General features: G+C 67.0%; 35 protein-coding genes. 18 read left to right on the top strand and 17 right to left on the bottom strand.

Annotated elements, in window-relative coordinates:
* Positions 1 to 16 precede the first annotated feature (16 nt).
* Positions 17 to 1,633 carry an MFS transporter gene (locus E0504_RS08230; protein WP_131622892.1) on the top strand — a complete coding sequence of 539 codons (1,617 nt, stop codon included), beginning with the start codon at positions 17 to 19 and terminating at the stop codon, positions 1,631 to 1,633.
* Here E0504_RS08230 and E0504_RS08225 read toward each other — a convergent pair.
* The 5 genes from E0504_RS08225 to E0504_RS08205 form a co-directional block, all read right to left on the bottom strand.
* Positions 1,620 to 2,150, bottom strand: a complete 531-nt coding sequence (locus E0504_RS08225; protein WP_131622890.1) for a superoxide dismutase family protein — start codon at positions 2,148 to 2,150, stop codon at positions 1,620 to 1,622. The two genes, E0504_RS08230 and E0504_RS08225, sit on opposite strands and share 14 nt — an antisense overlap.
* A 91-nt stretch (positions 2,151 to 2,241) precedes the next feature.
* A complete protein-coding gene (locus E0504_RS08220; RefSeq protein ID WP_131622888.1) occupies positions 2,242 to 3,396 on the bottom strand; it encodes an OmpA family protein in 1,155 nt (384 codons plus the stop codon).
* A 195-nt stretch (positions 3,397 to 3,591) separates the two neighbouring features.
* Positions 3,592 to 4,053, bottom strand: a complete 462-nt coding sequence (locus E0504_RS08215) for a DUF2793 domain-containing protein (protein ID WP_131623086.1) — start codon at positions 4,051 to 4,053, stop codon at positions 3,592 to 3,594.
* Between the two features lie 255 nt (positions 4,054 to 4,308).
* On the bottom strand, positions 4,309 to 4,920 hold the full coding sequence (locus tag E0504_RS08210; protein WP_207912345.1) for a terminase large subunit domain-containing protein: 612 nt from the start codon (positions 4,918 to 4,920) through the stop codon (positions 4,309 to 4,311).
* A complete protein-coding gene (locus E0504_RS08205; RefSeq protein WP_131622886.1) occupies positions 4,910 to 5,416 on the bottom strand; it encodes a hypothetical protein in 507 nt (168 codons plus the stop codon). The genes E0504_RS08210 and E0504_RS08205 overlap by 11 nt, the downstream gene beginning before the upstream one ends.
* Before the next feature lie 220 nt (positions 5,417 to 5,636).
* On the opposite strand from E0504_RS08205, the gene E0504_RS08200 reads away from it, so the two are divergent.
* The gene (locus tag E0504_RS08200) at positions 5,637 to 6,275 is read left to right on the top strand and encodes a YqaA family protein (RefSeq protein ID WP_131622884.1); all 639 of its coding nucleotides are present in this window, start codon (positions 5,637 to 5,639) and stop codon (positions 6,273 to 6,275) included.
* Here the strand turns inward: E0504_RS08200 and E0504_RS08195 are convergent.
* The 3 genes from E0504_RS08195 to E0504_RS08185 are packed head-to-tail and all read right to left on the bottom strand — an operon-like array spanning position 6,272 to position 7,908.
* A complete protein-coding gene (locus E0504_RS08195) occupies positions 6,272 to 7,051 on the bottom strand; it encodes a sulfite exporter TauE/SafE family protein (RefSeq protein WP_131622882.1) in 780 nt (259 codons plus the stop codon). The two genes, E0504_RS08200 and E0504_RS08195, sit on opposite strands and share 4 nt — an antisense overlap.
* Positions 7,052 to 7,055: 4 nt before the next feature.
* Positions 7,056 to 7,574: a rhodanese family protein gene (locus tag E0504_RS08190; protein WP_131622880.1), complete on the bottom strand. Its 519-nt coding sequence runs from the start codon at positions 7,572 to 7,574 to the stop codon at positions 7,056 to 7,058.
* Between the two features lie 4 nt (positions 7,575 to 7,578).
* Positions 7,579 to 7,908 carry a helix-turn-helix transcriptional regulator gene (locus E0504_RS08185; RefSeq protein WP_131622878.1) on the bottom strand — a complete coding sequence of 110 codons (330 nt, stop codon included), beginning with the start codon at positions 7,906 to 7,908 and terminating at the stop codon, positions 7,579 to 7,581.
* A 54-nt stretch (positions 7,909 to 7,962) separates the two neighbouring features.
* Between E0504_RS08185 and E0504_RS08180 the strand changes: the two genes are divergently transcribed.
* Complete coding sequence (locus E0504_RS08180; RefSeq protein WP_131622876.1) at positions 7,963 to 8,877, top strand: MBL fold metallo-hydrolase; 915 nt, start codon at positions 7,963 to 7,965, stop codon at positions 8,875 to 8,877.
* Between the two features lie 27 nt (positions 8,878 to 8,904).
* Here the strand turns inward: E0504_RS08180 and E0504_RS08175 are convergent, their stop codons facing one another.
* From E0504_RS08175 to E0504_RS08165, 4 genes are all read right to left on the bottom strand, one after another.
* On the bottom strand, positions 8,905 to 10,170 hold the full coding sequence (locus E0504_RS08175) for an aminotransferase class I/II-fold pyridoxal phosphate-dependent enzyme (RefSeq protein ID WP_131622874.1): 1,266 nt from the start codon (positions 10,168 to 10,170) through the stop codon (positions 8,905 to 8,907).
* Positions 10,167 to 10,409: an acyl carrier protein gene (locus E0504_RS08170; RefSeq protein ID WP_131623084.1), complete on the bottom strand. Its 243-nt coding sequence runs from the start codon at positions 10,407 to 10,409 to the stop codon at positions 10,167 to 10,169. Before E0504_RS08170 ends, E0504_RS08175 begins: the two co-directional genes overlap by 4 nt.
* 218 nt (positions 10,410 to 10,627) lie before the next feature.
* Positions 10,628 to 10,828, bottom strand: a complete 201-nt coding sequence (locus E0504_RS50270) for a hypothetical protein (protein ID WP_165938443.1) — start codon at positions 10,826 to 10,828, stop codon at positions 10,628 to 10,630.
* 161 nt (positions 10,829 to 10,989) lie between these two features.
* Positions 10,990 to 11,358 (bottom strand): response regulator, encoded by a 369-nt coding sequence (locus tag E0504_RS08165; protein WP_131622872.1) that lies wholly within the window; start codon positions 11,356 to 11,358, stop codon positions 10,990 to 10,992.
* A 62-nt stretch (positions 11,359 to 11,420) separates the two neighbouring features.
* Here E0504_RS08165 and E0504_RS08160 point away from each other — a divergent pair, with 62 nt between their 5' ends.
* From E0504_RS08160 to E0504_RS08140, 5 genes are read left to right on the top strand one after another with little or no spacing between them, the layout of a single operon-like run.
* Complete coding sequence (locus E0504_RS08160) at positions 11,421 to 11,735, top strand: DUF3572 domain-containing protein (protein ID WP_306769225.1); 315 nt, start codon at positions 11,421 to 11,423, stop codon at positions 11,733 to 11,735.
* The gene (locus tag E0504_RS08155) at positions 11,732 to 12,379 is read left to right on the top strand and encodes an HAD family hydrolase (RefSeq protein ID WP_131622868.1); all 648 of its coding nucleotides are present in this window, start codon (positions 11,732 to 11,734) and stop codon (positions 12,377 to 12,379) included. The genes E0504_RS08160 and E0504_RS08155 overlap by 4 nt, the downstream gene beginning before the upstream one ends.
* The gene (locus tag E0504_RS08150; RefSeq protein ID WP_131622866.1) at positions 12,376 to 12,834 is read left to right on the top strand and encodes a RidA family protein; all 459 of its coding nucleotides are present in this window, start codon (positions 12,376 to 12,378) and stop codon (positions 12,832 to 12,834) included. The genes E0504_RS08155 and E0504_RS08150 overlap by 4 nt, the downstream gene beginning before the upstream one ends.
* Positions 12,809 to 13,579 carry a glycerophosphodiester phosphodiesterase family protein gene (locus E0504_RS08145; RefSeq protein WP_131622864.1) on the top strand — a complete coding sequence of 257 codons (771 nt, stop codon included), beginning with the start codon at positions 12,809 to 12,811 and terminating at the stop codon, positions 13,577 to 13,579. Before E0504_RS08150 ends, E0504_RS08145 begins: the two co-directional genes overlap by 26 nt.
* Positions 13,576 to 14,718: a GNAT family N-acetyltransferase gene (locus E0504_RS08140; protein ID WP_131622862.1), complete on the top strand. Its 1,143-nt coding sequence runs from the start codon at positions 13,576 to 13,578 to the stop codon at positions 14,716 to 14,718. The genes E0504_RS08145 and E0504_RS08140 overlap by 4 nt, the downstream gene beginning before the upstream one ends.
* Here the strand turns inward: E0504_RS08140 and E0504_RS08135 are convergent.
* Positions 14,715 to 15,038 (bottom strand): sel1 repeat family protein, encoded by a 324-nt coding sequence (locus E0504_RS08135; protein ID WP_131622860.1) that lies wholly within the window; start codon positions 15,036 to 15,038, stop codon positions 14,715 to 14,717. The genes E0504_RS08140 and E0504_RS08135 overlap by 4 nt on opposite strands.
* A gap of 281 nt (positions 15,039 to 15,319) precedes the next feature.
* Between E0504_RS08135 and dksA the strand changes: the two genes are divergently transcribed.
* From dksA to E0504_RS08110, 5 genes are all read left to right on the top strand, one after another.
* On the top strand, positions 15,320 to 15,775 hold the full coding sequence (gene dksA, locus E0504_RS08130; RefSeq protein WP_131622858.1) for an RNA polymerase-binding protein DksA: 456 nt from the start codon (positions 15,320 to 15,322) through the stop codon (positions 15,773 to 15,775).
* Positions 15,776 to 15,851: 76 nt separating this feature from the next.
* Positions 15,852 to 16,283 (top strand): PilZ domain-containing protein, encoded by a 432-nt coding sequence (locus E0504_RS08125; RefSeq protein WP_207912335.1) that lies wholly within the window; start codon positions 15,852 to 15,854, stop codon positions 16,281 to 16,283.
* A gap of 131 nt (positions 16,284 to 16,414) precedes the next feature.
* The gene (locus tag E0504_RS08120) at positions 16,415 to 17,791 is read left to right on the top strand and encodes an ABC transporter substrate-binding protein (RefSeq protein WP_207912333.1); all 1,377 of its coding nucleotides are present in this window, start codon (positions 16,415 to 16,417) and stop codon (positions 17,789 to 17,791) included.
* 53 nt (positions 17,792 to 17,844) lie between these two features.
* On the top strand, positions 17,845 to 18,234 hold the full coding sequence (locus E0504_RS08115) for a DUF4112 domain-containing protein (RefSeq protein WP_207912331.1): 390 nt from the start codon (positions 17,845 to 17,847) through the stop codon (positions 18,232 to 18,234).
* Positions 18,235 to 18,269: 35 nt separating this feature from the next.
* Positions 18,270 to 19,061: a tryptophan 2,3-dioxygenase gene (locus E0504_RS08110; RefSeq protein WP_131622852.1), complete on the top strand. Its 792-nt coding sequence runs from the start codon at positions 18,270 to 18,272 to the stop codon at positions 19,059 to 19,061.
* A 37-nt stretch (positions 19,062 to 19,098) separates the two neighbouring features.
* Here the strand turns inward: E0504_RS08110 and E0504_RS08105 are convergent, their stop codons facing one another.
* Both E0504_RS08105 and E0504_RS08100 read right to left on the bottom strand, forming a co-directional pair.
* The gene (locus tag E0504_RS08105; RefSeq protein ID WP_243657459.1) at positions 19,099 to 19,533 is read right to left on the bottom strand and encodes a DUF983 domain-containing protein; all 435 of its coding nucleotides are present in this window, start codon (positions 19,531 to 19,533) and stop codon (positions 19,099 to 19,101) included.
* A gap of 156 nt (positions 19,534 to 19,689) precedes the next feature.
* Positions 19,690 to 20,298 carry an HNH endonuclease gene (locus E0504_RS08100; protein ID WP_207912329.1) on the bottom strand — a complete coding sequence of 203 codons (609 nt, stop codon included), beginning with the start codon at positions 20,296 to 20,298 and terminating at the stop codon, positions 19,690 to 19,692.
* A gap of 136 nt (positions 20,299 to 20,434) precedes the next feature.
* On the opposite strand from E0504_RS08100, the gene gluQRS reads away from it, so the two are divergent.
* From gluQRS to E0504_RS08075, 5 genes are all read left to right on the top strand, one after another.
* On the top strand, positions 20,435 to 21,262 hold the full coding sequence (gluQRS, locus tag E0504_RS08095; protein WP_131622848.1) for a tRNA glutamyl-Q(34) synthetase GluQRS: 828 nt from the start codon (positions 20,435 to 20,437) through the stop codon (positions 21,260 to 21,262).
* Positions 21,263 to 21,271: 9 nt separating this feature from the next.
* Positions 21,272 to 21,499: an HIG1 domain-containing protein gene (locus E0504_RS08090; protein ID WP_131622846.1), complete on the top strand. Its 228-nt coding sequence runs from the start codon at positions 21,272 to 21,274 to the stop codon at positions 21,497 to 21,499.
* A 19-nt stretch (positions 21,500 to 21,518) separates the two neighbouring features.
* Positions 21,519 to 22,085 carry a cob(I)yrinic acid a,c-diamide adenosyltransferase gene (locus tag E0504_RS08085; protein WP_131622844.1) on the top strand — a complete coding sequence of 189 codons (567 nt, stop codon included), beginning with the start codon at positions 21,519 to 21,521 and terminating at the stop codon, positions 22,083 to 22,085.
* Between the two features lie 62 nt (positions 22,086 to 22,147).
* Complete coding sequence (locus E0504_RS08080; RefSeq protein ID WP_131622842.1) at positions 22,148 to 23,017, top strand: 3-hydroxyacyl-CoA dehydrogenase family protein; 870 nt, start codon at positions 22,148 to 22,150, stop codon at positions 23,015 to 23,017.
* Positions 23,018 to 23,071: 54 nt separating this feature from the next.
* Positions 23,072 to 23,371 (top strand): hypothetical protein, encoded by a 300-nt coding sequence (locus E0504_RS08075; RefSeq protein ID WP_131622840.1) that lies wholly within the window; start codon positions 23,072 to 23,074, stop codon positions 23,369 to 23,371.
* 12 nt (positions 23,372 to 23,383) lie between these two features.
* On the opposite strand, the gene E0504_RS08070 is transcribed toward E0504_RS08075, so the two are convergent.
* Complete coding sequence (locus E0504_RS08070; RefSeq protein WP_207912327.1) at positions 23,384 to 23,746, bottom strand: hypothetical protein; 363 nt, start codon at positions 23,744 to 23,746, stop codon at positions 23,384 to 23,386.
* 24 nt (positions 23,747 to 23,770) lie between these two features.
* Positions 23,771 to 26,356 carry a DNA mismatch repair protein MutS gene (mutS, locus tag E0504_RS08065; protein WP_131622836.1) on the bottom strand — a complete coding sequence of 862 codons (2,586 nt, stop codon included), beginning with the start codon at positions 26,354 to 26,356 and terminating at the stop codon, positions 23,771 to 23,773.
* Between the last annotated feature and the right edge of the window lie 83 nt (positions 26,357 to 26,439).

Genomic DNA, 26,439 nt, shown 5'->3' with positions numbered 1-26,439 from the left:
GTGGGGGAGAGACATCTTGAGCGAGCCGAACGCAACCGCCGCTGTTGAGGCCGACGACAGCACGGTCCCGGCCTACAGCTGGTACGCGCTCGGCGTGCTGGTGCTGATCTACGTGCTCAATTTCGTGGACCGTCAGATCCTTTCGATCCTGGCCAACGACATCAAGGCCGACCTCGAGGTCGACGACGCGTTTCTGGGCTTCCTCTACGGCACCGCGTTCGCGATCTTTTACGCGCTGTTCGGTATCCCGCTCGGCAAGCTGGCTGACAGCTGGCACCGCGTCCGGTTGATGAGCATCGGCCTCGCCCTTTGGTCGCTGATGACCGCCGTATCGGGGTTTGCGAAAAACGCGGGAGTTCTGACCGGGGCCCGGATCGGGGTCGGCATCGGTGAAGCGACCGCCGGCCCATCGGCCTATTCGCTGATCTCCGACTGGTTTCCCGCTCGCCTGCGCGCCACCGCGCTCGCGATCTACTCTTCGGGCCTGTACATCGGGGGCGGGGTGTCACTGCTCATCGGCGGCCTGATCGTCGAAGGCTGGAACGATGCCTTTCCCGTGGGCAGCCGACCCTTTGGCCTCGCCGGCTGGCAAGCGGCGTTCATTGCCGTTGGTCTTCCCGGCTTGCTGCTGGCCGCGTGGGTGCTGACGTTGCGAGAGCCCGCGCGCGGCGCGATCGATGGCATCCCCACCCCGCCGCACCCCGCGCCGTTCCGCGAGTTCTTCGATGAGCTGGTGCAGATCATCCCGCCGTTCACCTTGGTCGGGGCGTTGCGGCGCGGGCCGGCCGCGCTGGCTCTCAACCTGCTCGCCGCTGCGGGTTTTGCGGTGGCGGCGGTGCTGCTGACGCGGTGGGTCTACGCCGGACCGGGCAAGATCATTCCCGCCGTTTCCGACCAGTGGCTGTTCCTGGGGGTCGGTTATTACGCAGTGTTCAGCTGGGCGAGCGGGCAGCGTGCGCGCGATTTGCCGACCTATCGTCTCACCTGGGGGTCGCCCGCTTTCCTCGCCACGATCCTCGGCTACGGCACGGTATCGTTCGTGTCGTACGCGGCGTCGTTCTTCGCCGCGCCGTATGGGGAGGTCGCTTTCGCGATCCCGAAGACGCAGCTGGGCTGGCTGGTTGGCGCACCTGCGGCGGTTGCCGGGCTGCTCGGGGTCATTCTAGGCGGGCGCATCGCCGATTGGCTCTTCGTGCGCAATCCGGCAGGACGTCTGTACGTGGTCGTGTTCGGCCTGCTGTCGCCCGTTCCCGCGATCTGGATCACGTTCACGACGACCAGCGAGACCGTATTCTACGTCACCGCCGCGTTGTCTCAGTTCTTCGCCGCGAGCGCACTGGGCGCAGCGGCGGCGACCAGCCAGTCACTGGTCCTCCCACGCATGCGGGGAGTGGCGACGGCCACGTTTTTCCTCGCGACTACGCTTGTCGGGCTGGCCTTGGGACCGTTCCTTGCAGGGTGGGTTTCGGCATCGAACGGCGGGAATATCTCGCTCGGGGTGCGCTCGACCTTATGGGCAGTGCCGGTTGGTCTGGCATGCCTGATCGTCGCAATCCGCCTCGTTCCCGCCGCAGCCACCGGCATGCTGGCGCGTGCCGGGGCGGCGGGGGAGAGTACGATCAGCCCGGCGTGACGACGCCGCAGGCGATGCGGCCGCCTGAGTTACCCGACGGGTCTGTGCGATAGTCGTCGGGATCGGCGTGGATCACGACGGCGGTCCCATCGCTGTCGAATAGCCATGCGCGCACCTGATCGGGGGTGCCTGCAAGATCGGCGGTAAGCGTCCCGCTGCCGCCCGCCTGCACGACGATGTTGGGCAAGTCGCCAACATGCTGCCCGCCAGGCGCTAGCGAGCCATGCGCGCGGTTCAGGGGATTGAGATGTCCGCCCGCCGAAGTGAAATCGGGTCCTCGGCACGCGCCGGTGGTGTGCAGGTGGATGCCATGGGTTCCGGGGGAGATTCCGGTCGCTCCTGCCAGCAGTGACACCTGACCCCCGGTGGCTACCACGCGCACGGTTCCGGCGGGGCGGCCATCGGCGGTGGTCAAGGACGCCCGAGCCAACTGCTCCTGCGGGAGGCCAGCCATCGTGCTGCACCCTGCGAGAGCGAGCATACCGGCTCCCGCGACTAGAACCTTGAGCGAGACCATTCGTCCATTCTCCTGCGCTTGTGCTTATGGAACCAACGAAAAAGGGGCCGGATTGCTCCGGCCCCCCAATCTTTTCGGCTGATGCCGAAGCTTACATGCCCGAACCCGGACCGTAGGTGACTTCCACCCGACGGTTCTGAAGCTCGCGCACGCCATCCGCGGTCGGAACGCGCGGCTGCGACTCGCCGAACGCTTCGGTAGCGATCCGCGTGTCGGGAACGCCACGACCCGAAAGATACGACCGGACAGTCGCGGCACGACGCTGCGAAAGGCCGACGTTGTACTGGGCCGAACCCGAACGGTCCGCGTGACCGGCGAGCATGACCGAAGCCGAACCGCAGTTGGCGTACGCCGAAGCAGCGTTGTTCAGGATGGTCGCGGCTTCCGGAGTGATGTCCGAACGGTCCCACTCGAAGAACACGATGTACGGGCCCTTGTTGCAGACCGGCGTAACCACGGCCGGCGGCGGCGGCGGCGGAGGCGTCACGGGCGCCGGGCGAGCCGGGCACGTTGCATCCATCGGCAGCTGCGTGCCATCCCAGCAGGTCTGCATCGGGGCAGGAGCGCCGCCGAAGTTGAACCCGATGGTGCCGAGCAGCGAGTGCGAACGCCACTTGCCGCTTACGTCACGGCCGGCGCTGTCGACCATGTCGAGTTCAGCGGTGTTGAAGAAGCGATACTTCAGACCAACGTCGATGGTTTCGGTCAGCGGAGCGCGAACGCCAGCGAGGAGCTGCCAGGCAAAACCGCTGTCGGAATCGTCGAGGAAGCCGGCGCCGCTGCGCTGGCCCGAGACACCGTCGAACTTGGTGCGAGCAACGCCGACACCGCCGCCGACGAAGCCCTGAAGGCCATCGTCCGGACCGAAATCGGCCAGGGCATTGACCATGAAGCTCAGCGCGCTCGAATCACCATCCGAACCGATGGAGGTGTTGGTGAACGTGCGGCCCGGTCCGGCTGCGATCGGAGTGCTGCCGACGGTCAGAGTCGAAATGTCGGCTGCACGGTAGCTGCCTTCCGCCTCAAGCCGCACGAAGCCGAAATCGTAACCGACGATGCCGCCGAAGTCGTAACCCTTGTGGTGGTCGACGCGAACGGCGTTCGGAGCAGCACCGATGTCGAGATCGATGTCTTCGACGATCATGGGACCGCCGTCGAGTTCGACGTACCACGCACCGTCACGCGCGAGTGAAGGCGACGCAATGGCAGTAGATGCCAGAGCCAAGCCAATGACGAGTTTCCGCATTATGTAATTCCCCTTTTTAGCGAATTTTGAGCCATCGAGCGGCCCGATTTCTAACTTTTCCCCACCGATGAGGCAAGCGGGCATTGAGGCCAAACTGTTGCAGTTGCGCATCGGTTTAGTCTCAACCATCTTAATTATCAGGTGTTCATGCCCTCCTGGTTCCGCCCGAACGCCCCTTTTTGATATCTGTTCCCGTCAGTTTGACGGAAGGATTGCGGACCGTTGCAGCAAGGCAACAATCGCCCCAATCGCCAGGCGCGCCTCGACGTCGATTATCGATCCTCCCGAAGGCAGATCCGGGATCGGCTCGCGGCGCCAGGCGTCGCGGAACAGCAACAGTTGCCCGGTCGATCGGTCGAAGGCGCGCATGCCATCGCGCGGCGCCGCAAATGCCCATGCGCCGCCGGCAAAACAGGCGATGCTTCCCGCGCGTCCTGCAAACGCCCCCTGTGGCGCCGCGCCGACGAGCCAGCAATCCCCGTCCTCCGCGGGTTCCGGGGGCGGGGCTGCGGCTTCCCCCAAGACTGCGCAGTGCATCAGGATATCGATCAACGCATGGGCGGCGTTGACCGATACCTCTCTCTGCGACTGCCCGGCGAACAGAAGAGGCAGCTGGTACCGCGGGGTAAGCGCGGGAAACGCGAGCGGTTCGGTCATGGAATTCTCTCCGGCAACGGGGATGATCAGTTCTGGTGAGTGAGGAGAAGTGATCGAGCAGCGCGCGGTTCCACAGCGCACCGTCGGCCTCCTCCAGCATCTCGCCGTCCAGCTCCTGCCGGCCGAGCGACGAACCGGCGAACTGATCGAGCATCGACGCGAAGTACGCGCCCGGCAGCACGCCGGCGTTGTCCACGGTGCGCCCTTGCGCCACCACCACCGCGCCGCCGCGCGCCTCGGCCAGCAGCCGCAGCATCAGTGGCACCCGGCGCGGGGTGCTGGTGGCGAGCACGCGCGGATGCTCGCCCAGCCGCATGCCGAGCTGCAGGTTGTCCCACGCATCGCGGGCGCGGTCGCCGGCATTGTCCCATTTGGCGATCTCGTCGCACCAGGCGTGCGTATGTTGCGGTCCGCGCAGGCTTTCAGGCTCGCCGGCGGAATAAGATACGCCTGCGCGCCATTGGGCCAGGTCAGCCGCTTGAGCGAGGGTTCGAACTCGGGCGCCAGCGCGCCGGGGGAGGCGGCGAGGATGCCGCTTTCGCCTTCCACCATCACGCTGCGCACTTCGCCCAGCGACGCCCCGACCAACGCGATCCGCGCGGCGGGATCGTGGCGGGCCAGGTTGCGGACCCATTCGGCGCCCGCGCGGGTCTTGCCGAACCCGCGCCCGGCGCAGATCAGCCACACCCGCCACGGCCCCTGCGGCGGCAGTTGTTCGTCGCGCGCCCAGATTTCCCAGTGCCAGCTGCCCAGGGCGGCCAGCTCGTGCGGCTTCAGTTCCTTGTCGAGCACCAGCCGGTCCTGCAGCCCGGCATCGTCCGCCCGCCGGAACCAGGTGCCGCGGCTGGCGCGGGCGTTACTCGCCATCGCTAGCCTGCGCGTCTTCAGGCTGGGGAACGACGATCCCGGCGCGCTTGGCGGCGAGTTCGATGGCATGTTCCTGCCGCGCGCGCATCTTGTCGATCTTGGCGTTGATCGAGGCCATCGTGGTGACCTCGTCCGACAGCGACCGGCGCGCCTTTTCGCGCAGGACAGTGTCGCGGTGAGCGGAAATGCACTTGAACGCGGTGCCGATGTCGAATTTGCGCTTGCTTCCGTCGGGCAGCTCGTCCTCCAGCCGCCCGGTGCGCAGCCGCTCGAGCAGTTCCATCTCCAGCGTGTCGTACCCTTCAGCGAGCGCGGCGTACCACCGCTGGGCGAACTCCGGATCGGCCCGGCGCTTCTTGTACACCATCGTCTGGCTGACGTTGGCGGCATCGGCCGACGCCCTGATGTTCGACGTTTCCGCCAGATGGTTGATGAAAATGTCCGGCCAGTTCTTGGGTGCATTGTAGAGCCGTCTGCCGGTGCTGTCGGTTGCCATGTGCTAAATCCCCGTCCCGCGCGGCAGCGCAACGCGAAACGGGCGGTCTCCTTGGAAAGGGCCGCCCGTTCGAATCACACTATCGCGATGTTCCTTGTCACTAACCAAAGAGCGTAACGATGTCAACAATAAAGTGCCAGATAGGTTCTAATGCCGATGCGATTGTGCCGTCCCGCCGCATGGCCTAGAGGCGCGCGACACTCGGGCAAGAGAGACCCCCATGCTGCGCAGCCTCTATAACTGGACGATGGAAAAGGCCGCGCATCGCCACGCGGTATGGTGGCTGGCGATGTTCGCGTTCGTGGAGGCGAGCTTCTTTCCGATCCCGCCGCATCCGCTGCTGGGGCTGATGTGCCTCGCCGAGCCCAAGAAGGCGCTGCGCTTTGCCGGGGTAGCGACGATCGCCTCGGTGTTGGGGGGCCTGCTCGGTTATGCGATCGGCTGGGGACTGTACGACACGCTGGGCACGCAGATCCTCGACTGGCTGGGCCTCACGGAAAGCTTCCCGGTCGCAGTCTGTTACCTCAACGAATACGGGTTCTGGCTGTTCGTCGCCAAGGGTGCGACGCCGATCCCGTTCAAGCTGCTGACGATCACCGCCGGGTTCATGGGCATGCACCTGGCGCTGTTCCTGGCCGCCAGCCTGGTCAGCCGCGCGATCAGCTTCATGATCGTGGGGGTGCTGTTCCGGTTCTTCGGTGCGCCGATCAAGCGCTTCATCGACAAGTACCTGGGCGCGGTGACCGCCGCGTTCGTGGCGCTGGTGATCGCCGGGTTCCTGGCGGTGACGATGCTGGGGGGCGAGGGCGAGGCGAAGGCCGACAAGTGTTCGGGGGCAGTCACGGTCCCCAACCGCTAGAGCGCCCCGGCCGTGACGAACGCGCCCACTGCGATGACCACCGCGGCGAAGCCTCGATCAAGGAGGTTCTTGCGGGCTGCCAGGCGCTTGCCCGCGATACGCCCGGCGATGGTGCCCGCGATCCCCCCGGCGACCAGCCAGGCGACCAGTATCCAGTCGACATAACCCGACAGGGCATACGATGTGGCGGTCGTCGCGCCGAGCGCGGTGACGACCACCAACGAGGTGCCGACCGCGATCCCGATGGGCATCGCGGTCGCCGCGATCAGGCCCGGGACGATCAGGAATCCGCCGCCGATGCCGAAAAAGCCCGCCAGCAATCCCACCGCCAGGCCGTAACCTGCCAGCCGGGGCATGAGGTGGCCGGCGCTGGCAGCTGACAGCCGGACGTCGGGGTTCGCGCCGCCCTTGCGGCCGCGCAGCATCAACCCGCCGACCACGATCATCAGCGCGCCGAACGTCGCCAGCAGCGCATCGCCGTCGATCGCCTTGCCGAGTTCCGCGCCCAGCGCCGCGCCGATCATGCCCGCACCCGCGAACACGACCGCGCAGGGCCACTTGACGTTGGCCGCGCGTGCGTGACCGGCAAGCCCCGCCGCGGCATTCAGCGCGACCGCGACCGCGGCGGTGCCGATCGCCGCATGAGGGCTGTCCACCCCGACCACGTGGATCAGCAACGGCACCGCGAGGATCGATCCGCCGCCGCCGACCAGCGCCAGGACCAGCCCGATCAGCGCGCCGCTGAGCAGCGCGAGCCCGATGGTCGCCGGGTCCATCGGATCAGGCTTTGACCGGAGAGCGCCGGTTCCACGGCATCATGGCGAGCAGGTTTGCCATGCCGCACCAGCCGGTCAGTCCCGCGAAGGTCAGCCCCGCGCCGACGAAGGCCGACAGGGCCAACCATGCCGGGGCGACGATGAGGCCGAGGATCACGCCGGCCAGCACCAGCAAGCCCGCGGTGATCTGCACCTGGCGCATGATCTCCAGCGGCGCGCCCGCGGTCTCCTCGACCGGAAGCCCGGCCTTGCGCCAGCCATCGAGGCCGCCTTCCACGATGAAGGCTTCGCCCGGTGCCGCGGCCGCCAGCCGGTCGCTGTTGGCCGTCGTGCGCATGCCCGACCGGCAATGGAACACCACCGGTCCATCGTGAGTGACCGTGGTGAGCTGGTCAAGCGGGCGGTTCTCGGCGCCCGGCAGGCGAGCGCGAGCGAACTCGTCGGCACTGCGGATGTCGATCAGCCGCGCGCCGCGTGCCACCGCATCGCGCGCCTGGGCCGGGGTCAAAGTCTGGCAGGTCATGGCATCAATCCTTGTCTGAGCAGTACAGGCGGTACAGCGTCGCCATCAGGTCCTCGCAGCGCGGATCGGCAATGCGGTACCACGCCGCCTGCGCCTCGCGCCGGAACGCCACCAGTCCCTCGTCGCGAAGACGGGCCAGGTGCTGCGACAGCGCCGACTGCGACAGGCCGACCTCTTCCGCCAGCGCGCCGACAGTCATCTCACCGTGTTCGGCAAGCTTGCACATAATCATCAGCCGCCGCCGGTTTCCCAGCGCGCGCAACAGATCGGCAACTCCGGCCGCGTGACGTTCGAAGCTGACGAGATCGAGAGGGGGATGAACGAGCTTTTCCATTAGGACTTGCTAAATAAGCAAATGCTTATATATGTCAAGGGCAATGGGGCCTGCATGACCAAACCCCGGATCGCCGCATTTTTCGATGAACCCACCAACACGGTAAGCTATCTCGTGTCCGACCCCGCGACGGGGCGGGCCGCGGTGATCGATCCCGTGCTCGATTTCGACCTGGCGAGCGGAGAGGCCGACGTGCGTTCGGCCGACGCGATCCTCGCCGCCGCCAGCGAAGGCGGGCTGGCGATCGACTGGGTGCTGGAAACCCACGCCCATGCCGATCACCTGTCGGCCGCACCGTATATCAAGGCCCGCACGGGCGCCGCGATCGGGATCGGCGAGCACATCAAGGACGTGCAGAAGATCTTCCGGCCGATGTTCCAGGCGGATGACCTCAAAACCGATGGATCAGATTTCGACCGCTTGTTCCGCGACGGCGAACGGTTCGCGATCGGCGGCGTGGAGGTGGAGGTGCTGCACGTCCCCGGCCATACGCCCGCCGATGTCGCATACCGGATGGGCGACGCGGTGTTCGTCGGCGATACGCTGTTCATGCCGGACTACGGCACCGCGCGGGCGGACTTCCCCGGCGGGGATGCGCGCCAGCTATACCGCTCGATCCGCCGGCTGCTCGACCTGCCGGGGGACACCCGCCTGTTCCTGTGCCACGACTACAAGGCGCCCGAGCGCGACCAATACGCCTGGGAAACCACCGTCGCCGATCAGCGCGCCCGTTCGGTCCATGTCGGCGAGGCGGTCAGCGAGGACGAGTTCGTCGCGATGCGCGAGGCGCGCGATGCGACGCTCAGCGTGCCGCGCCTCCTGCTTCCGTCGGTGCAGGTCAACATCCGCGCGGGGCGCCTGCCGCCAGCCGAAGACAACGGGGTGAGCTACCTGCGCATCCCGGTCAAACCCGTCAGCCGGTCAATCGCGGACTCGCTGGCGACCGGTGAAGCACCAGCGGCCAGCTAACGCTCCCTTGTCGCTGGCGATCCGGGCTCAGATGATCCCGACCGCCTTGCCCGCGCGCTCGAACATGCCGAGGATCGTCTCGACCTCCTCGGCGGTGTGTTCGGCACACAGCGAACAGCGCAGCAAGGTCATGTTGGCGGGTGTGGCCGGCGGGCGCGCGAGATTGACGTAGAGGCCTTCCTTGAGGAGCGCCTCCCACATCATCGCGCCGCGTTCCAGGTCGGGCATGATGACCGCGACGATCGCGCTCTGCGGCTCCGTGGTGCCGAGCTGGAAGCCGAGCGCGGTCAGCCCGCCGTGGAGGCGCTTGGAGTTCTCCCACAGGTGCGCGCGCTTGTTGCCGCCGTGCATCAGCTTGCGGATCGAAGTGGCGGCGGTCGCCACCACGCTGGGCGGCAGCGAGGCGGTGAACACGTAGGGCCGGCACACCAGCCGCATGATCTCGAACTTGGGGTGATTGGACACGCAGAACCCGCCGACCGTGCCGACACTCTTGGAAAAAGTGCCGATGACGAAATCGACGTCGTCCAGCACGCCTTGCGCTTCGGCCACGCCGCGGCCGTGCTCGCCGATGAAGCCCATCGAATGCGCCTCGTCCACCAGCACCATCGCGCCGTGCTTCCTGGCGACCGCGACCATCTCCTTCAGCGGGGCGATGTCGCCGAGCATCGAATAGACGCCCTCAAGGATCACCAGCTTGCCCGCGCCGGCGGGGATGCGGCCCAGCCGCTTGTCCATCGCCTCGATGTCGTTGTGCTTGAACGGCACCACTTCGGCATCGCCCAGCTTGCACCCGTCCCAGATCGACGCGTGGCTGTCGATGTCGAGGACGATGTAATCGCCCTTGCCCGCGATCGTGCTGATGATGCCCAGGTTCGCCTGGTACCCGGTCGAGAAGACCATCGCGTGGTCCATCCCGTAGAATTCCTTGAGCGCGTCCTCGCACTCGCGGTGGCCGCGATAGGTCCCGTTGAGCACACGGCTACCCGTGGTGCCCGAACCGAATTCGTCGAGCGCCTGCTTGCCCGCGGCGATGACATCCTCGTCGAACGTCATGCCCATGTAGTTGTACGTGCCGAGCAGGATCGTATCGCGCCCGTTGCAGATCGCGCGGGTGGGGGAGAGCACCTGCTCCATCACCAGGTTGAACGGATCTTCCTGACCCGTCGCCAGCAGCCCTTCACGCATCGCGATCAGGGGGTCGAACTTCGAGAACAGGTCGCGCGCGCCCCCGTCCAGCCCGCCGCCCTGAAGCACGCCCGGCTGGTCGGGCTGCGAGACGCCCTCGCTCATCGGTCCTGCATCTCGGCGACGGCATCGACCAGGTTGCCCCAGCTCTCGATCTCGGCCTGCTGGTTCATCGAGATGATGATGTCGAATTCGTCCTCGATCGCGGCGACAAAATCCATCACCGTCAGGCTGTCGAATTCCAGGTCGCCGGCAAAGGTCGTGTCCTCGTCGATCTCGACGTTCTTCTTGTTGAACGGTTCGACAATGGCGCGGATGCGGGCGTCGACTTCGGCTCGGTCCATGGGTGGGGTCATATCCTGTATAACGGCGCGCAGCGCGTGCCACTGCACTGCGGCGGGAAAAAGGCCCCCCGCTACTGCGATATGGGCCACGCTTGTCAAGCTTCGCGGCCCCTGGCGCTCGCTGCCCCGCCGGCTAGCCTGGCGGACGAGAACCCCGGCCTTACAAAAAAAACGGGGCCCCGCAGGGCCCCGCTTCATATCAGTGCGGTCGAAAGCGCTCAGGCGCTGACCGAATCGTCGTCGCCGCCGATCCCGACAATCCCGATGACCACGGCGACCAGCGCAAGGACGACGAACAGTGCGGTCCGGCCTTCGCTGGCGCCTTCGGCCTCGACGGCAGAGTCGGACGACTGGGCCATCACTGGCGCAGCCGAGAGTGAAAGCGCTGCAGCCGCGGCCGCAACTTTAACAAGACGCATTTTTGAATTCTCCGGTTTTTCGAGGGGCCGCGCATAGTCGATTTCCCTCGCAAAGCCAACTCATTAGCGATGCAAATGAGCCACACCTCCCGGCTGACAAGTACCGACGTCCCCGCGCGCCATTTCCGACGTGATGACCAGCACGCGCCGGTCTTGGCGCTCTACCCTTCGACCAGCCCCCGCACCGCCGCCATGAACGGCCCGATCGACACTGGTTTCGACAGGTATCCACTGGCGCCCGCGTCGCGGATGCGGTCCTCGTCACCCTTGCCGGCGTAGGCGGTCACGGCGAGTACCGGCGTGGCGTGCAGCCCGGCATCCCGCCGCATCGCGGTGATCAGGTCGACGCCCGAAACATTGGGCAGCTGGATGTCCATGATGACGAGATCGGGCGCGAATGCGCGCGCGGCGTTCAGCACCAGCTCGCCGTCGGCCACCGGCTCGACCTCGAACCCGCTCGCCCGCAGCACGTCGCAGAACAGCTTCCGGTTGAGGTCGTTGTCCTCGACAACCAGAATTCTCTTTGCCACTGCGGGCGCTCTCCCCATCTACCGGTGCGCGTTGCACGTGCCGCGCTTAGGTCGCATCGAGGATACTGACAATCACCGCCGAAGCTTCGCATCACGCAGGAGACGCCGACACCCTGGCCCTCTCGGCGCTCGCCTGGGTGCTCGCCGACCAGGACCGCGCCGACCGCCTGCTGGCGCTGACCGGCCTCACGCCCGAGGTGCTGCGCGAGCGGCTGACCGATCGCGCGGTGCTGGCCGCGGTGCTCGAATACCTCGCCGGGCACGAACCCGACCTGGTGCTGGCCGCCGACGCGCTCAACGTCACGCCTGACCGGCTGGTGCGCGCGAGCCAGGAACTGTCGGGCCATGGCCTGTCCAATGATGGATTCGCCCGATGAGCCGCCCGCTGGTGATCTCCGACTGCGACGAAGTGCTCCTCTACATGGTGACGCACTTCAAGGACTGGCTGGAGGAAGGGCAGGGCGTCACCTTCGACATGATCGGCAACGATTTCGCCGGCGCGATGCGCTGGCAGAAGACCGGTGAGGTGGTCGAGCCGACCGAGGTGTGGGGTTTCCTGCGCGGGTTCTTCGACACCGAGATGCACCGCCAGAAAGCGATCCCCGGCGCGGTCGAGGGGATCAACGCGCTCAGCCAGCAGGCCGACGTGGTGATCCTGACCAACCTGACCGACCGCCACCGCGAAATGCGCGCCGAGCAGCTCGCCAACGTCGGGATCAACGCCCGGGTGTTCACCAACCAGGGGCCGAAGGGCCCGGCGCTGAAAGCCATCATGGACGAATACGCGCCCAGCCGCGCGGTATTCATCGACGACCTGGCGCAGCACCATAAATCCGCCGCCGACACCGTGCCGCACCTGCGCCGCCTGCACCTGTGCGGGGAGCCGACGCTGGCGGGGCGCATCGCCTGCGCGCATGCAGCCGGCGACGCCCACGCCCGGATCGACACCTGGGACCAGGCGCTGCCTTGGCTGCTGGGCGAACTGACCGATCAAACAACCGAGGAAGCGGAACCCGCATGAGCATTGAAGACCGTCTGGCCGAACTGAAGATCACCCTGCCGCAGGCCGCCGCGCCGGTGGCGGCCTATGTCCCCGTCGTGATCTCCGGCAACGTGGCGTACGTTTCGGGCCAGCTCCCGTTCGTAAATGGCGAACTGGTCAAGGGCCGGCTAGGCGAAAGCGTGCCGTTGGATGATGGGGTCGCGGCGGCGCGCGCCTGCGGGCTGATGATCTTGGCGCAGCTCAAGGCGGCGCTCGGCTCGCTCGACCGGGTGGAACAGGTGATCAAGCTGGGCGCGTTCATCAGCTCCACGGCTGATTTCCAGGACCAGCCGCGCATCGCCAACGGCGCCAGCGAACTGATGGCGGACGTGTTCGGTGACGCCGGCAAGCACGCCCGCAGCGCGGTCGGGGTCCCGGTGCTGCCGCTGGGTGCCGCGGTCGAGGTCGATGCGATTGTCGCTATCCGCGATTGACGCCGTGCTGGCGCCCGCGCCCGATCCGGCGCGGGTCCGCTGGCTGGGCGCACACGAATACGCGCACCGCGGGGTCCACTCCGCGCCGGCGGTGGAGAATTCCCCCTCCGCGTTTGCCGAGGCGATCTGCCGCGGCCTGGGCATCGAGTGCGACGTCCAGGTCAGCCGGGATGGCGAGGCGCTGGTGTTCCACGACTGGGAGCTGGACCGGCTGACCGGCGAAAGCGGGCCGGTCGCCGCGCGCGATGCGGCCGAACTCGAAACCATCGCGCTGCGAGGAAGTCCCGACAGCATCCCCACGCTCACCCGGCTGCTCGCGCAAGTCGGCGGACAGGTGCCGCTGCTGGTCGAGATCAAGTCGAAGCGCAGCCGCGATCCGGTGCCGCTGTGCGCTGCGGTGCGGCGCGCGCTCGATGGGTATCGCGGTGACGTGGCGGTGATGAGCTTCGATCCGCGTGTGCCAAAATGGTTCAAGGATCACGCCCCCCTCACCGTGCGGGGGCTGGTGGTGACGGAGGAGGACAATCGAGGGGTGCGTGGGCGCCTCGGCCGGCACCTGGCCCTGTGGCACTGCCGACCCGATTTCCTCGCCTACGATGTGCGCGATCTGCCCAGCCGCTTTGCCGCCGCCCAGCGCGCCCGCGGCCTGCCGCTGCTCGCCTGGACAGTCCGCTCGCCCGAATTGCGGACGCGGGCCGCGCTTCATGCCGATGCGCCGATCGCCGAAGGCGCGGGGCTGGAATGAGCGAATTGATCGCGCGGATGGCGGGCTCGGTCGGTGAATTGCCGGCCGCCCAGTGGGACGCGCTGACGGATGGCGGCAATCCGTTCATGTCCCACGCCTTCCTCTCCGCGCTCGAGGATTCGGGCAGCGTGGGCGAGGGGACCGGCTGGCTCCCCGCCCCGCTGGTGATCGAGGACGGGGTCCAATTGGTCGCGGCGCTGCCGGCCTATCTCAAGGGGCACAGCCAGGGCGAATACGTGTTCGACCATTCGTGGGCCGATGCGTGGGAGCGCGCCGGCGGGCGCTATTATCCCAAGCTGCAGATCGCCGCGCCCTTCACGCCGGCCACCGGCCCCCGCGTGCTGACGCGCGATCCCGCGCTTGCCGGGCCGCTGCTCGGCTTCGCTGCGAAGTTCATCGAGGGGAACCATCTCTCAACCGGGCACGCTACCTTCATCGAACCGGCGCAGACCGCGCTGTTCGAACAGGCCGGCTGGCTGCTGCGGCGCGATATCCAGTTCCACTGGCACAATCGGGGCTATGCCAGCTTCGACGATTTCCTCGGAGCGCTTGCCAGCCGCAAGCGCAAGGCGATCCGCAAGGAACGCGAAGCGGCGCAGGACGGGGTGACGATCCGCCGCCTGACCGGCAGCGACCTGCGCGCCGAACACTGGGATGCGTTCTGGCTGTTCTATCAGGACACCGGCGCCCGCAAGTGGGGGCAGCCGTACCTGACGCGCGCGGCCTTCGACCTCATCGGCGAACGGATGGCGGACCGGATCCTGCTGGTGCTGGCGTTCGATGGCGACCAGCCGATTGCGGGTGCGCTCAACTTCATCGGTTCAGAGGCGCTCTATGGCCGTTACTGGGGGGCTACCCAGGACCGGCGCTTCCTCCATTTCGAGCTGTGCTATTACCAGGCGATCGACGCCGCGATCGAACTCGGCCTCGCTCGAGTGGAGGCCGGCGCGCAAGGCCAGCACAAGATCGCCCGCGGATATGAGCCTGAGGAAACCACCTCGGCGCACTGGATCGCCGATCCGGGGTTCCGGTCGGCTGTCGCCGATTTCCTCGAACGGGAACGGCAGGGCGTCGCGGTCGATGCCGAATGGCTCGCCGGGACAACGCCGTTCCGCAAGGGTCCCGTGCCCAACCGTTAGGCAGCCCGGCGCTGGCCCGCGCTGAGCCACTGGCGGGCGCGGCGTTGCGCTTCGGCAATTTCGCGAGCGGTCATTTCGTCGGACACGTCGGCCCGGCACCAGGCGGCTTCCTCGTGACCACGCGATGCGGCGAGGTTGAACCACTTGTGCGCCTCGATCAGGTCGCAGGTGACGCCGTGGCTGCCGGTCGAGAACGCGACGCCGAGGTCGTAGTACGCCGACGTGTCGCCCTGTGCCGCGGCAGCCAGGCAGTGTGCCACCAGAGCGTCCACCGGCGGCGCGGCGATGCTGGCGGCACCTTCGATCTTGATCAGTTCCATGATTTCGTCCCCCAAACCGGCAGGCTCCCCAGCCGCCGTGTCCGCAATTTCATCCGCGCATGGTCAACAAATCGTTAACGGCGCGGCGGGAAAAGCGGCCGGTGATGCCCGGGACGTTATGCGCGGCTTAAGCTTGCCCGCATTAGGAGGCATCCATCCGAAAGCGTGCTTGTGCGCGTTCGGACGCATCCCTATAGGCGCGCCAACGCCACGGGGGTGGCTTCTAGCGACCGGCACGTCCGGTGCCTTGCGGAGCAGGACGGCGAACGGAGAGGACATCGATGGCCACTGCGGCGAACGACATCGACGTACTGGAAAAAGCGCGTCGCGCGCTCGCGCCCGACTATGCGCCGTCAGACGACGAACCTTACATGGGGCCCGCGCAGCAGGATTACTTCCGGTTGCTGCTGCTCGAATGGAAACGCTCGATCCTGTCCGCGTCGACTGCGACGCTGCAGTCGCTACAGGATGGCCCTCTGCGCGAGGCCGACCTTAACGACCGGGCCTCCAGCGAAACCGACTGGGGCATCGAGTTGCGCACCCGCGATCGCCAGCGAAAATTGATCGCCAAGATCGATGCCGCGCTGCGCCGGATCGACGAGGGCGAATACGGATACTGCGAGGTCACAGGCGATCCGATCGGTCTCAAGCGACTGATCGCACGTCCGGTCGCGACCATGACGGTCGAAGCACAGGAAGCGCACGAGCGGCGCGAAAAAATCTCGCGCGACGACTGACCTGACCCAGTCGACACGGGCTGCCGCTTAAACTTTCCTTAGCCGGTCGCGGTTAACCCACCGGCAGGACAATGCCGTGGTCGCGGCGGCGCGGCCAACACTTGCGAAGGAAACAGCCCTCCCGATGTCCGGCGTCGACACCCGTCATATCAACCGGGACAGCTTGTTCCTGATGGCCGACGTGCGGGTTGACGGGGACCATGCGAGTCACCGGGTCAAGGTCCGCAACCTGTCCGCTGGCGGCATGATGGCCGAAGGCGAGTTGGCGGTGGTGCGCGGCGCCCGCGTGACGATCGAACTGCGCAACCTGCCGGTGATCGAAGGCAGCATCGCGTGGGTGCAGGACAACCGGTTCGGCATCGCGTTCGCGCACGAGATCGATCCCAAGGCTCCGCGGACCGCGGTGAACGCCAGCGGCGACCTCAGTACGCCGCGCTACGTGCGGCCCGCTTCCATCTTCCCCAACGGGATCCCGATCACCGACCCGGGCCCCTTGCGTAAAATCTGATCCGCCGGCCAACGGCGCTGACGCAGCCGCCCGGACCTGCTACCCCCCCGCCGATGCGTGTTCGGGTGCGATTGGCGATACTTGCGGGGCTTGGGCTGCTCGGCGCTTGCGGGGCGTCCGACGACGGTGAGATGCTGCAGATCGCGTTCATCGGCGAGCCCGGCGATCTGCGCGACACGGGCTTGCGCCTGTCTCCGCCCGCGCAGCAACTCCGCGCCGCCACGGCCGAAGGGCTGGTTTCCCTCGACGCCGCCGGCGAAGTGATCCCCGCGCTCGCGGAGCGCTGGATCGTGACCGAGGACGGGCTCAGTTACATCTTCCGGTTGCGCAATTCCGATTGGCGCGACGGTAGCCCGATCCTTGCCGAGGATGTGCGCGACTCGCTGAACCGGACGATCCGTGCCCTGCGCGGAACCTCGCTCGGGCTCGATCTCGCGCCCGTATCCGAAGTGCGCGCTATGACCGGGCGGGTGATCGAGATCCGGCTGTCCAGTCCGGTGCCTGACTTCCTCCAGCTTCTGGCGCAGCCTGAGCTGGGCGTGCTGCACAAGGGAGCGGGCGCCGGCCCGATGACGCTGGAGCGCAAGGGGGCATTCGCGCAACTGGAATTGCTGCCGCCCGAGGCGCGGGGCCTGCCGATGCGGGAAAACTGGCGTCGCGGTACGCGCGAACTGACCGTGCGGGCGCTGCCCGCCGAAGATGCGGTCGCGGCATTTCGCGACGGCACGGTCGAGCTGGTGCTCGGCGGCCGCCTGGCAACCCTGCCGCTGGCCGATGTCGGGCCACTGTCTCGCGGGACGGTGCGGCTGGATGCGGCGCAGGGCGTCATGGGGCTACAGGTCGTGCGGCCCGCGGGGCTGCTCGCTGACCCCGCCCGCCGCGAGGCGCTGTCGATGGCGCTCGATCGTGAAACCCTGCTGGCGCCGTTCAACGTGGCGGGCTGGCTGTCCAGCACTAGGATTGCGCCGGCGGCGACGGCGGGCAACGCCCCCGAGCGGTGGGCGGGACTGACTCTTGAGCAGCGCCAGGCGATCGCCCGCCAGCGGATCGCCGCCGTCCGCGGATCGGACTCCGCGACCGTTCGCGTCGCCCTGCCGCCGGGACCGGGATCGTGGCTCTTGTTTGGCCAGATCGCCGAGGATTGGGCCGCGATCGGGGTAACGGCGATGCTGGCGCAGGAGGGACAAGCGGCTGACGTCGAGTTCGTCGACACGGTCGCGCGCATGGGCGGGCGCGCCTGGTATCTCAACCAGTTCGCCTGCCGAGTGCGGCGCGCGCTCTGCTCTGCCGAGGCAGACCAGTTGGTCGCCGCCGCCGCGGCAGAGCCCGACCCCGTTGCGCGCGGGACCATGCTGGCCGAGGCGGAGGAGCGGCTGACCGCCCTCAACGCTTTCATCCCACTGGGCGCGCCGGTGCGCTGGTCGCTGGTGCGCGGTGACATCGACGGGTTCGTGGACAACCGCTGGGGCCTGCATCCCTTGTCGCCGCTCGCCTTCGGGGCCACATGATCCAGGCAAAGGAACCGCCGATGGACCAACCGAACCGCACGAAAGCTCGCCCGATGGGCATCGACCTGCCGATCGGCAGCGATCCCGCATCGGTGCGCCGGCGGATCGAGGCGATGGAGCAGTTGCTGGAGAGCAGCTTCGCTCTCCCGGGGGTCGACCGCCGCATCGGGCTCGATTCGCTCGTCGGACTGGTGCCGGTGGTGGGCGATTTCGTGACCGCCGCCATGGGCATGTGGATCGTGTGGGAGGCGAAGAACCTGGGGCTGCCCAAGTGGAAGCTGATGCGGATGACCGGCAACGTCGCGTTCGATACGGCAGTGGGTGCGATCCCGGTGCTGGGGGACGCGTTCGACTTCCTGTTCCGGTCCAACAGTCGCAACCTCAAGATGGTCCGCCGCCATCTGGACAAGCATCACCCGGCGCTGCGCACGATCGACGGGTAGTTCCGCGGCGCGTCGCTTTCGCGTAGGCGGCGTCGATGGCCAGCGAAGTCACGTATTCGAGCTACCTCGACCTCGACCGCATCCTGTCGGCGCAGCATCCCAGCTCGGGCGCGCATGACGAGCTGCTGTTCATCATCGTCCACCAGGCCAGCGAGCTGTGGCTCAAACTGTGCCTGCATGAACTGAACGCCGCCCGGGCGGAGATTGCCGCCGATGACCTGCGGCCGGCGTTCAAGATGCTGTCGCGCGTGGCGCGGGCGCAGAACCAGCTGATCTCGTCGTGGGATGTGCTGAGCACGATGACCCCGGCCGATTACTCCCAGATACGCCCCCACCTCGCAAGCTCCAGCGGGTTCCAGAGCGCGCAGTACCGGCTGATGGAGTTCCTCCTCGGCGGGCGAAACCCCGACATGGTGACGATGCACGAGGCGACGCCGGGCGTTGCGGCAGCCTTGCGAGCCGAACTCGCCCGTCCGAGCCTGTATGACGAGGCCGTCCGCCTGCTCGCCAGGCGCGGCTTCGCTATCCCCGAGCCCGTGCTTGTGCGTGAGCATCAGCGCGGCTGGACGCCGTCGCCCGAAGTCGAGGCGGCCTGGGCGGCGATTTACCGCGATCCGGAACAGTACTGGGATCTCTATGAACTGGCTGAAAAGCTGGTCGACCTGGAATACCACTTTCAGCGCTGGCGCTTCGGGCACCTGAAGACGGTCGAACGGATTATCGGCTTCAAGCGTGGCACCGGCGGGACGGCGGGGGTGGCCTATCTCGAAGGCGTGCTCAAGCAGGTGTTTTTTCCTGAACTGCTGAGCGTGAGAACCGCGATCTGACCGGGCGGCCGCGTGGCAGGGCCGGGCGGAGCGCTGCTCAGCGCTTGGGTTTGCCTTCCTGTTTTTCGTCCTCTCGCGCGTGCATGTCGGCCCACAGCTTGCCGGTGCCGGCCTCCAACGAACGGTTCACGAACTGGGATGCGACCAGCCATCCCTTGATCGGGCGCAAGGGGAGCAAGCATCCCAGACTCATCAGGGGGATCGCGATAGCCGCCAGGATCGGGACGGGAACCTCGTGCGCGACCTGCAGCCAGACGATGAAGAACAGCAGCGGGAACGCGACGAAGGTCAGCGAGAAGAACGCGGGTCCATCGTCGGGTGACGCGAAGCGGTAGTCCAGGCCGCAGACTTCGCACCGGTCGCTGATCTTGAGCCATGACTTGAACATGTGGCCGGTGCCGCATCGCGGGCACAGACCCTTCCAGCCCGACTTGAAAACCCAGGCCCAGTCGACCTTGTCATGTTCATCCAAAACGCGGCTCCGTCATCCTGTCCGCTGCACATGGGCACGGTGTGCTGCGGCTGCCAGTGGACAAATCGTCCATGGCGGCGGCTGATAGGGGGTGAATGAACCGGGGCCGGGCGACAGGCTGGGCAAATACTTGGACCAGCCCGTGCTGCACGTCGCTCAGGCTTCCAGTTCGATGTCCCAGTAAAGCCAGTCGCGCCAGGTTTCGTGCAGGTATCCGGGCGGAAACGCCTTGCCATGCTGGTGGAGTTGCCAGCTGGTCGGGCGGATTGGCGGAACGCGGGGGTGCATCTGCGCCTGGGCGGGGGTGCGGCCGCCCTTGCGCATGTTGCACGGGGCGCAGGCGGTGATGATGTTCTCCCACGTGGTGCGCCCGCCCAGCCGGCGCGGGACTACATGGTCAAAGGTCAGGTCGCGCTCGCTGCCGCAGTATTGGCACGCGAACCGGTCCCGCAGGAACAGATTGAAGCGGGTGAAGGCGGGAAACTCGCTCGGCCGCACGTACTGCCTGAGCGCGATTACACTCGGGATCTGCATGTCCAGGTTGGGTGAGTGGACGCAGCGTTCATAGGCGGCGACGATGTCCACCCGTTCCAGGAACACTGCCTTGATCGCGGTCTGCCACGGCCACAGGCTGAGCGGATAGTACGACAGCGGGGTGTAGTCCGCGTTGAGCACCAGCGCCGGACAGCTATCCAGAGCGCGCGCAGGGTCTTCCTCGACGCTGCGGAAGCGGGCTGCTCGCTCGATCAGTTGGGCATTGAACACGTGGGTGCTGCGCCTCCGATTGACCCATCGGAGCATTTGCCCGCGAATGCGTCAACCCGGTGAAGGTTCGCCCATCCACAAGCACGTCCGCCGGTCGTTGGGCATCGCGCGCCACTGCGCTAACAACGGCCCTACGATGGAGATCACCCGGTTTGCGCCCAGTCCCAATGGCCCGCTGCACCTGGGCCATGCCTATTCGGCGATTGTCGCGCATGATCTCGCGCGGGCGCGCGGCGGGCGGTTCCTGCTGCGGATCGAGGATATCGACGGCGCCCGCAGCCGGCCCGAGCTGGCCGCTGAATTCCGCGCCGATCTCGCCTGGCTGGGGCTGGAATGGGAGGAGACGCCGGCGCAGTCGGCGCGGCTGCCACGCTATGAAGCGGCGGCGGAGCGCTTGCGGGAGATGGGGCTTCTCTATCCCTGCACCTGCACACGAGCCGAGGTTGCGGCTGCGGCCCGCGAGTCCGGGCCGGAGGGGCCGGTCTATCCCGGCACCTGCCGCAACGGCTCGGCCGTTCCGACCGGCGCCGCCTGGCGGCTCGACGTGGCGCGGGCAATGAAGCGGACCGGGCCGCTGGAGTGGGAAGACGAACTCGCCGGCCCGCAGCAGGCGCGGCCCGAATTGCTTGGAGACGTGGTGCTGATGCGCAAGGATGCCCCGGCGAGTTATCACTTGGCGGCGACGGTCGATGATGCGGCCGATGGCGTGACCCTCGTCACCCGGGGGCGGGACCTGTTCGCGGCGACCCATGTCCACCGTTTGCTGCAAGCACTGCTCGGTCTACCGGTGCCGCGGTGGCATCATCACGCCTTGCTGGTGGAGCCGGATGGCCGCAAGCTCGCCAAGCGGCGCGGCTCACCGGGACTTGATCAGCTACGGCGTGCCGGCAGAGATGGCATGGTCCTCGCAAATAGCCTGCGCAATCACCGTTTCCCCGCTGGCATTTCGCTCGATCGCGCCTAGATTGGACCCATGAACACGCTCCTCATCATCATCCTCGTCGTCCTCATGGGTCTGGTGGTGGTTTCGCTGGTGCGGGGGATCGTGGCGTTCCTGCAATCGCACAAGGCGGACATCGACGCAGGCGGGCAGCGGCAGCAGGACATGCAGCTGTTGCAGAACAAGATGATGTTCAACCGGATCAAGTATCAGGCGCTGGCCATCGTCGTGGTGGCGATCATCATCTCAATCGCTCGCTGACCACCCAACTCCGCCGCACATGGTCAAGCTCAACAAGATCTACACCCGCACCGGTGACGATGGGGCGACCGGCCTCGTCGATGGCTCGCGCACGGCCAAGCACTCCGCGCGGATCGAGGCGATCGGCGCTGTGGACGAGGCAAATTCCGCGATCGGTCTTGTCGCGGCTGCCGTGGCGGCAGAGGATCGCGGGGACTTGTCCCGGATTCAGAACGACCTGTTCGATCTCGGCGCGGACCTCGCAACGCCGGGCGACGATTTCACTCCGTCCGATATGGTACTGCGGATCGTGCCCGGCCAGTCCGAATGGCTCGAGACCCGCATCGACGCCGCGACTGAGCGGCTGGCTCCGCTGACCAGTTTCGTCCTGCCTGGCGGTAGCGAGGCGGCAGCGCGGACTCACGTGGCGCGGGCGGCCGTGCGCCGGGCCGAGCGGGCGATGACCGCGCTGGCCGATCATGAGCCGGTGAACCCCGCTGCACTTGCGTACATTAACCGGCTGTCCGATTATCTCTTCCAGTTGGCGCGGCTGTTCAACGATGATGGGCGCGCCGACATCACCTGGATTCCCGGCGCAAACCGCTAGCCAAGCATTCGGGCCGCCGCTAACCCCCCGCCTTTGCTGCAAGTGCGAAGGAGTTTCAGGCGGTGCAAACGATCGGTGTTATCGGCGCGGGGCAGATGGGTTCCGGCATCGCCCAGACGATCGCGCAGCACGGCATGAAGGTGCTGCTATCCGACATTGACCGGCCCGCCGCAGAGCGCGGTAAAGGGGCGATCGACAAGGCCCTGACCCGGCTGGTAGGACGCGGAAAACTTCAGGCGAACGAGGCCGAAGCGATCCTGGCTCGGATCGAGCCCGTTGCCGATCTCGCTCCCATGGCGGCGGCGAGCTTTGTGATCGAAGCGGCCACCGAGAACGAAAGCGTCAAGCAGGCCATCTTCGAACGCGCCGGCAAGATTCTGGGCGCCGATGCGATCATGGCGAGCAACACCAGTTCCATCCCGATCACCCGCATGGCCAACTGGACGCCCGACCCGGCTCGCTTCATCGGTCTGCATTTCTTCAACCCGGTGCCGGTGATGGGCCTGATCGAGGTCATCCCCGGCCTCGCGACCTCCTCCGATACGATCGCCAGGACCCGCGCCCTGGCAGAGGAGCTGGGCAAGGAAGTGGTCGAAGTGCAGGACGAGCCCGGCTTCGTGGTCAATCGGATCCTGGTGCCGATGCTCAACGAGGCGGTCTTTGTCCTGGGGCAGGGCACCGCGAGCATCGAGGACATCGACAAAGGCTGCCGGATCGGCCTCAACCACCCGATGGGGCCACTCGAACTGGCAGACTTCATCGGCCTCGACACCTGCCTCGACATCGTGCGGGTGCTGTACACCACCACCGGCGACAGCAAGTATCGGCCCGCGCCGTTGCTGATGAAATACGTCGAGGCGGGGTGGCTCGGGCGCAAGACGGGCAAGGGGTTCTACGACTATTCGGGTGAAGCGCCGGTACCGACGCGCTGAGCGGGAACGGCGGGGCTTCATCGACGGTTGAACGGCCAAAGGAGTATCACCCAGATGGCCACCGATCCCAACCTCGCCCCCGAAACCCACAATTCCGAACAGGATGACGAACAGGAACAGGCTCAGACCGTTGCCGACCAGGCGAACGCGCTGCGCAAGGGCGATCCCACGTCCAGCATCAAGGTAGGCGGCGGCGACGTCCAGGATCTGGTCGACCACATGCGCGATATGGAAAGCTCGGGCCGAATCGACATGGGCGCCTATGAAGGCGAAGAAAACATGGACGATAACGAGGACAAGTACGGCGAAGACAAGAAGCCTGACCCGGACCTTCCGTCAGACGGCACGTACTAAAAACTTTAATCCCTACGGTTCAGCCGCAGGGACTTCGTTGGAAACGATCACCACCTCGTCAGACGGTTCCTCGGCACTCATGTCGTCGGGGATGAAATCGTCCGCCGGGGTGGGGTCCTCCCCCACGGCGGGGTCGATCAGGTCCTCGTCTGACGCAAGCTCCATCCCGTCCGGTTCGTCCGTAATCTCGGCAGCTGGCTCCTGTGTAGCAGAGGAAAACTGCTCCGCTTGAGCGCGCGTTTCGGCCAGTTGACCGGCCCCTTCCTGGATGGCGCCGCTTTCGCGGTCGGTGCCTACCAGCTTGGTCACGCCCGCCAGGGTCAGGCAGACGAACAGCAAAGCGAACCAACGGTTGCGAAACATGTACCCGCGCATGAACAGTCGGTTACGCGCAACAGGTTAAGCTTCGCTTGCGCCGGCTTCCCGTTTGAGATCGTACAGCAATTCAAGCGCTTCGCGCGGCGTCAGCGCATCGAGGTCGAGGGCCTGAAGTCGATCGCGCAGCGCGTCGCATTGCTCTTCGGCGGCTTCCGCAGCCGCAGCGAACAAGGGCAGGTCTCCCAGCCCGGCGGCGAGGCCCCCGGTCTGCGCACGACCTTTCTCCAGCTTGTCGAGCACCGCCTTGGCCCGTGACACCACCGCCGGCGGCACCCCGGCAAGGCGCGCGACCGCCAGGCCATAGCTGCGATCGGCTGGACCCGTCGACAGCTCATGCAACAACACCAGGTCACCCTTCCACTCGCGCGCGCGGACGTGGTGCAGCGACAGCGCATCGCAGCTGTCAGCGAGGCGCGAAAGTTCGTGATAGTGCGTGGCAAACAGGCAGCGGCTGCGATTGCTCTCATGCACCGCTTCGGCAACCGCCCAGGCGAGGGCGAGTCCATCGTACGTCGAGGTGCCGCGACCGACTTCATCGAGGATCACGAATGACCGCTCGGTCGCTTGGGCAAGAATGGCGGCCGTTTCGACCATTTCGACCATGAAGGTCGATCGTCCGCGCGCGAGGTTGTCGCTCGCCCCCACCCGGCTGAACAGGCGGTCGGTCAGCCCCACGGTCGCACTCGTGGCCGGGACGAAGCTGCCGGCCTGCGCGAGCAGTACGATCAGCGCGTTCTGGCGCAGGAAGGTGGATTTGCCGCCCATGTTCGGCCCGCCGATCAACCAAAGCCGGTCCGACTGCGACATCAGGCAATCGTTCGCGACGAACCGTTCCCCGCGCGCTGCCAGTGCGGCCTCGACAACCGGGTGGCGCCCGCCTTCCACGCGGAGCACCGGCTCATCATCCAGCTGCGGGCGGGCCCAGCCGCCTTCGGCGGCCCGTTCGGCATGGCTCGCCGCCACGTCGATCCGCGCCACCGCAGCGGCGGTGCCGGCGATCGTTTCGCGCGCGGCGGTGACCTCTGCCACCAGTTCCTCGAAGTGCGCGTCTTCCGCAGCCAGCGCATGTCCGCCCGCCTCGGCGATTCGGCTCGCTTCCTCATGAAGGCTCAATGAGTTGAACCGCACCGCGCCCGCCATTGTCTGGCGATGGGTGAACCCGCTGTCGGCCGCCATCAACGCATCTGCGGCGCGCGCGGGCACCTCGATGAAATAGCCGAGCACTCCATTATGCCGGATCTTGAGCGCGGCGATGCCCGTCTCCGCGCGGTACTTGCCTTCCAGCGTGGCGATCGCCCGGCGAGCATTGCCAGAGGTGCGGCGCAGATCGTCGAGCGACGCGTCGTAGCCTTCGGCGATATAGCCGCCTTGGCCACGCTCGGTGGGCGGCGCGGGGACCAGCGCGCGGTCGAGCAGATCCGTCAGCGCGCCGTGCCCACCAAGCTTGGGAAGCAGCGCCTCCAGTAGAGACGGACGGTCGGCCTGGCGCGTGAGATGATCACGGATTCTGCGCGCCTCGTTCAGCCCGTCGCGCACCTGGCCCAGATCGCGAGGGCTGCCCCGGCCGGCGACGACCCGCCCGAGTGCGCGGCCGATGTCGGGCAAGGCCCGCAGGGCGGCACGCAAGTCGGCGCGCAGCAACGGGTCGGCCTGCAGCCATGCGGCGAACGCCAACCGTTCCTCGATCGCATTCCGCGCTGTGAGCGGTGCTGAAAGATCGTCCGCGAGCTGACGGGCGCCGGCTCCGGTGACGCATCGGTCGACCGCGGCTAACAGCGAGCCGGCGCGGCCGCCTTGGGTGCTCTCGGTAATCTCCAGGCTCGCCCGGGTTGCCGCGTCCATCGCCAGGGTGGTGCCGTTCTCGCGCGCGACTGGCGGCAACAGCAGTGGCAACTTTCCGCGACCGGCATGTTCCAAGTAAGCGATTAATCCTCCCGCCGCGGCCAGCATCGCTCGGGAAAACTGGCCGAAACCATCCAGCGTCCCGACGCCGTGCACGCGGCGCAGCGAGGCGGCCCCCCGGTCGCTTGAAAAGCCCTCCCGCGAACACGCGATGACCCCTTCGGGCGGCCCGTCCCACCCTTCGGGCGCGACCGTTTCGCTTGGAGAGAGCCGCGCGAGCGACGCGCCCAGATCGCTCGCCGCGCACTCTTCCAGCGCCATCATGCCGGTGGAGATATCGACGTGCGCGATGCCGCAGGTGCCGCGCAATTCGCACACCGCCGCCAGTACGTTTGCGCGGCGCGGCTCCAGCAGCGCCTCTTCCGTCAGCGTCCCCGCTGTCACGAAGCGAACGATGTCCCGGTTGACCAGCGCCTTCGATCCACGCGCCTTGCGGGCTTCTTCCGGGCTCTCGGTCTGCTCGGCGATGGCAACCCGGCAACCCGCCTTGATCAACCGCGCCAGATAGCCTTCCGCCGCGTGCACCGGCACCCCGCACATCGGGACCGGCGCGCCGTCATGTTCGCCGCGGCTCGTCAACGCGATGTCGAGCACGCCCGCGGCGGTCCGGGCATCGTCGAAAAACAACTCGAAGAAATCGCCCATACGGTAGAACAGCAGGCAGCCGTCCGCCTGCGCCTTCAGCGCCTGGTACTGCGCCATCATCGGAGTTGAACCGCCCGCCACCGGGCCGCGTTAGCCCGAGGCAGCGCGATTCGAAACGGGGCTATCCCCGGTTGCCCCCTGTT

It is taken from the genome of Parafrankia sp. BMG5.11 (assembly GCF_004337455.1).
The sequence above is the reverse complement of the archived record's forward strand: the minus strand, read 5'-3'. Positions and strand labels throughout refer to the sequence as shown.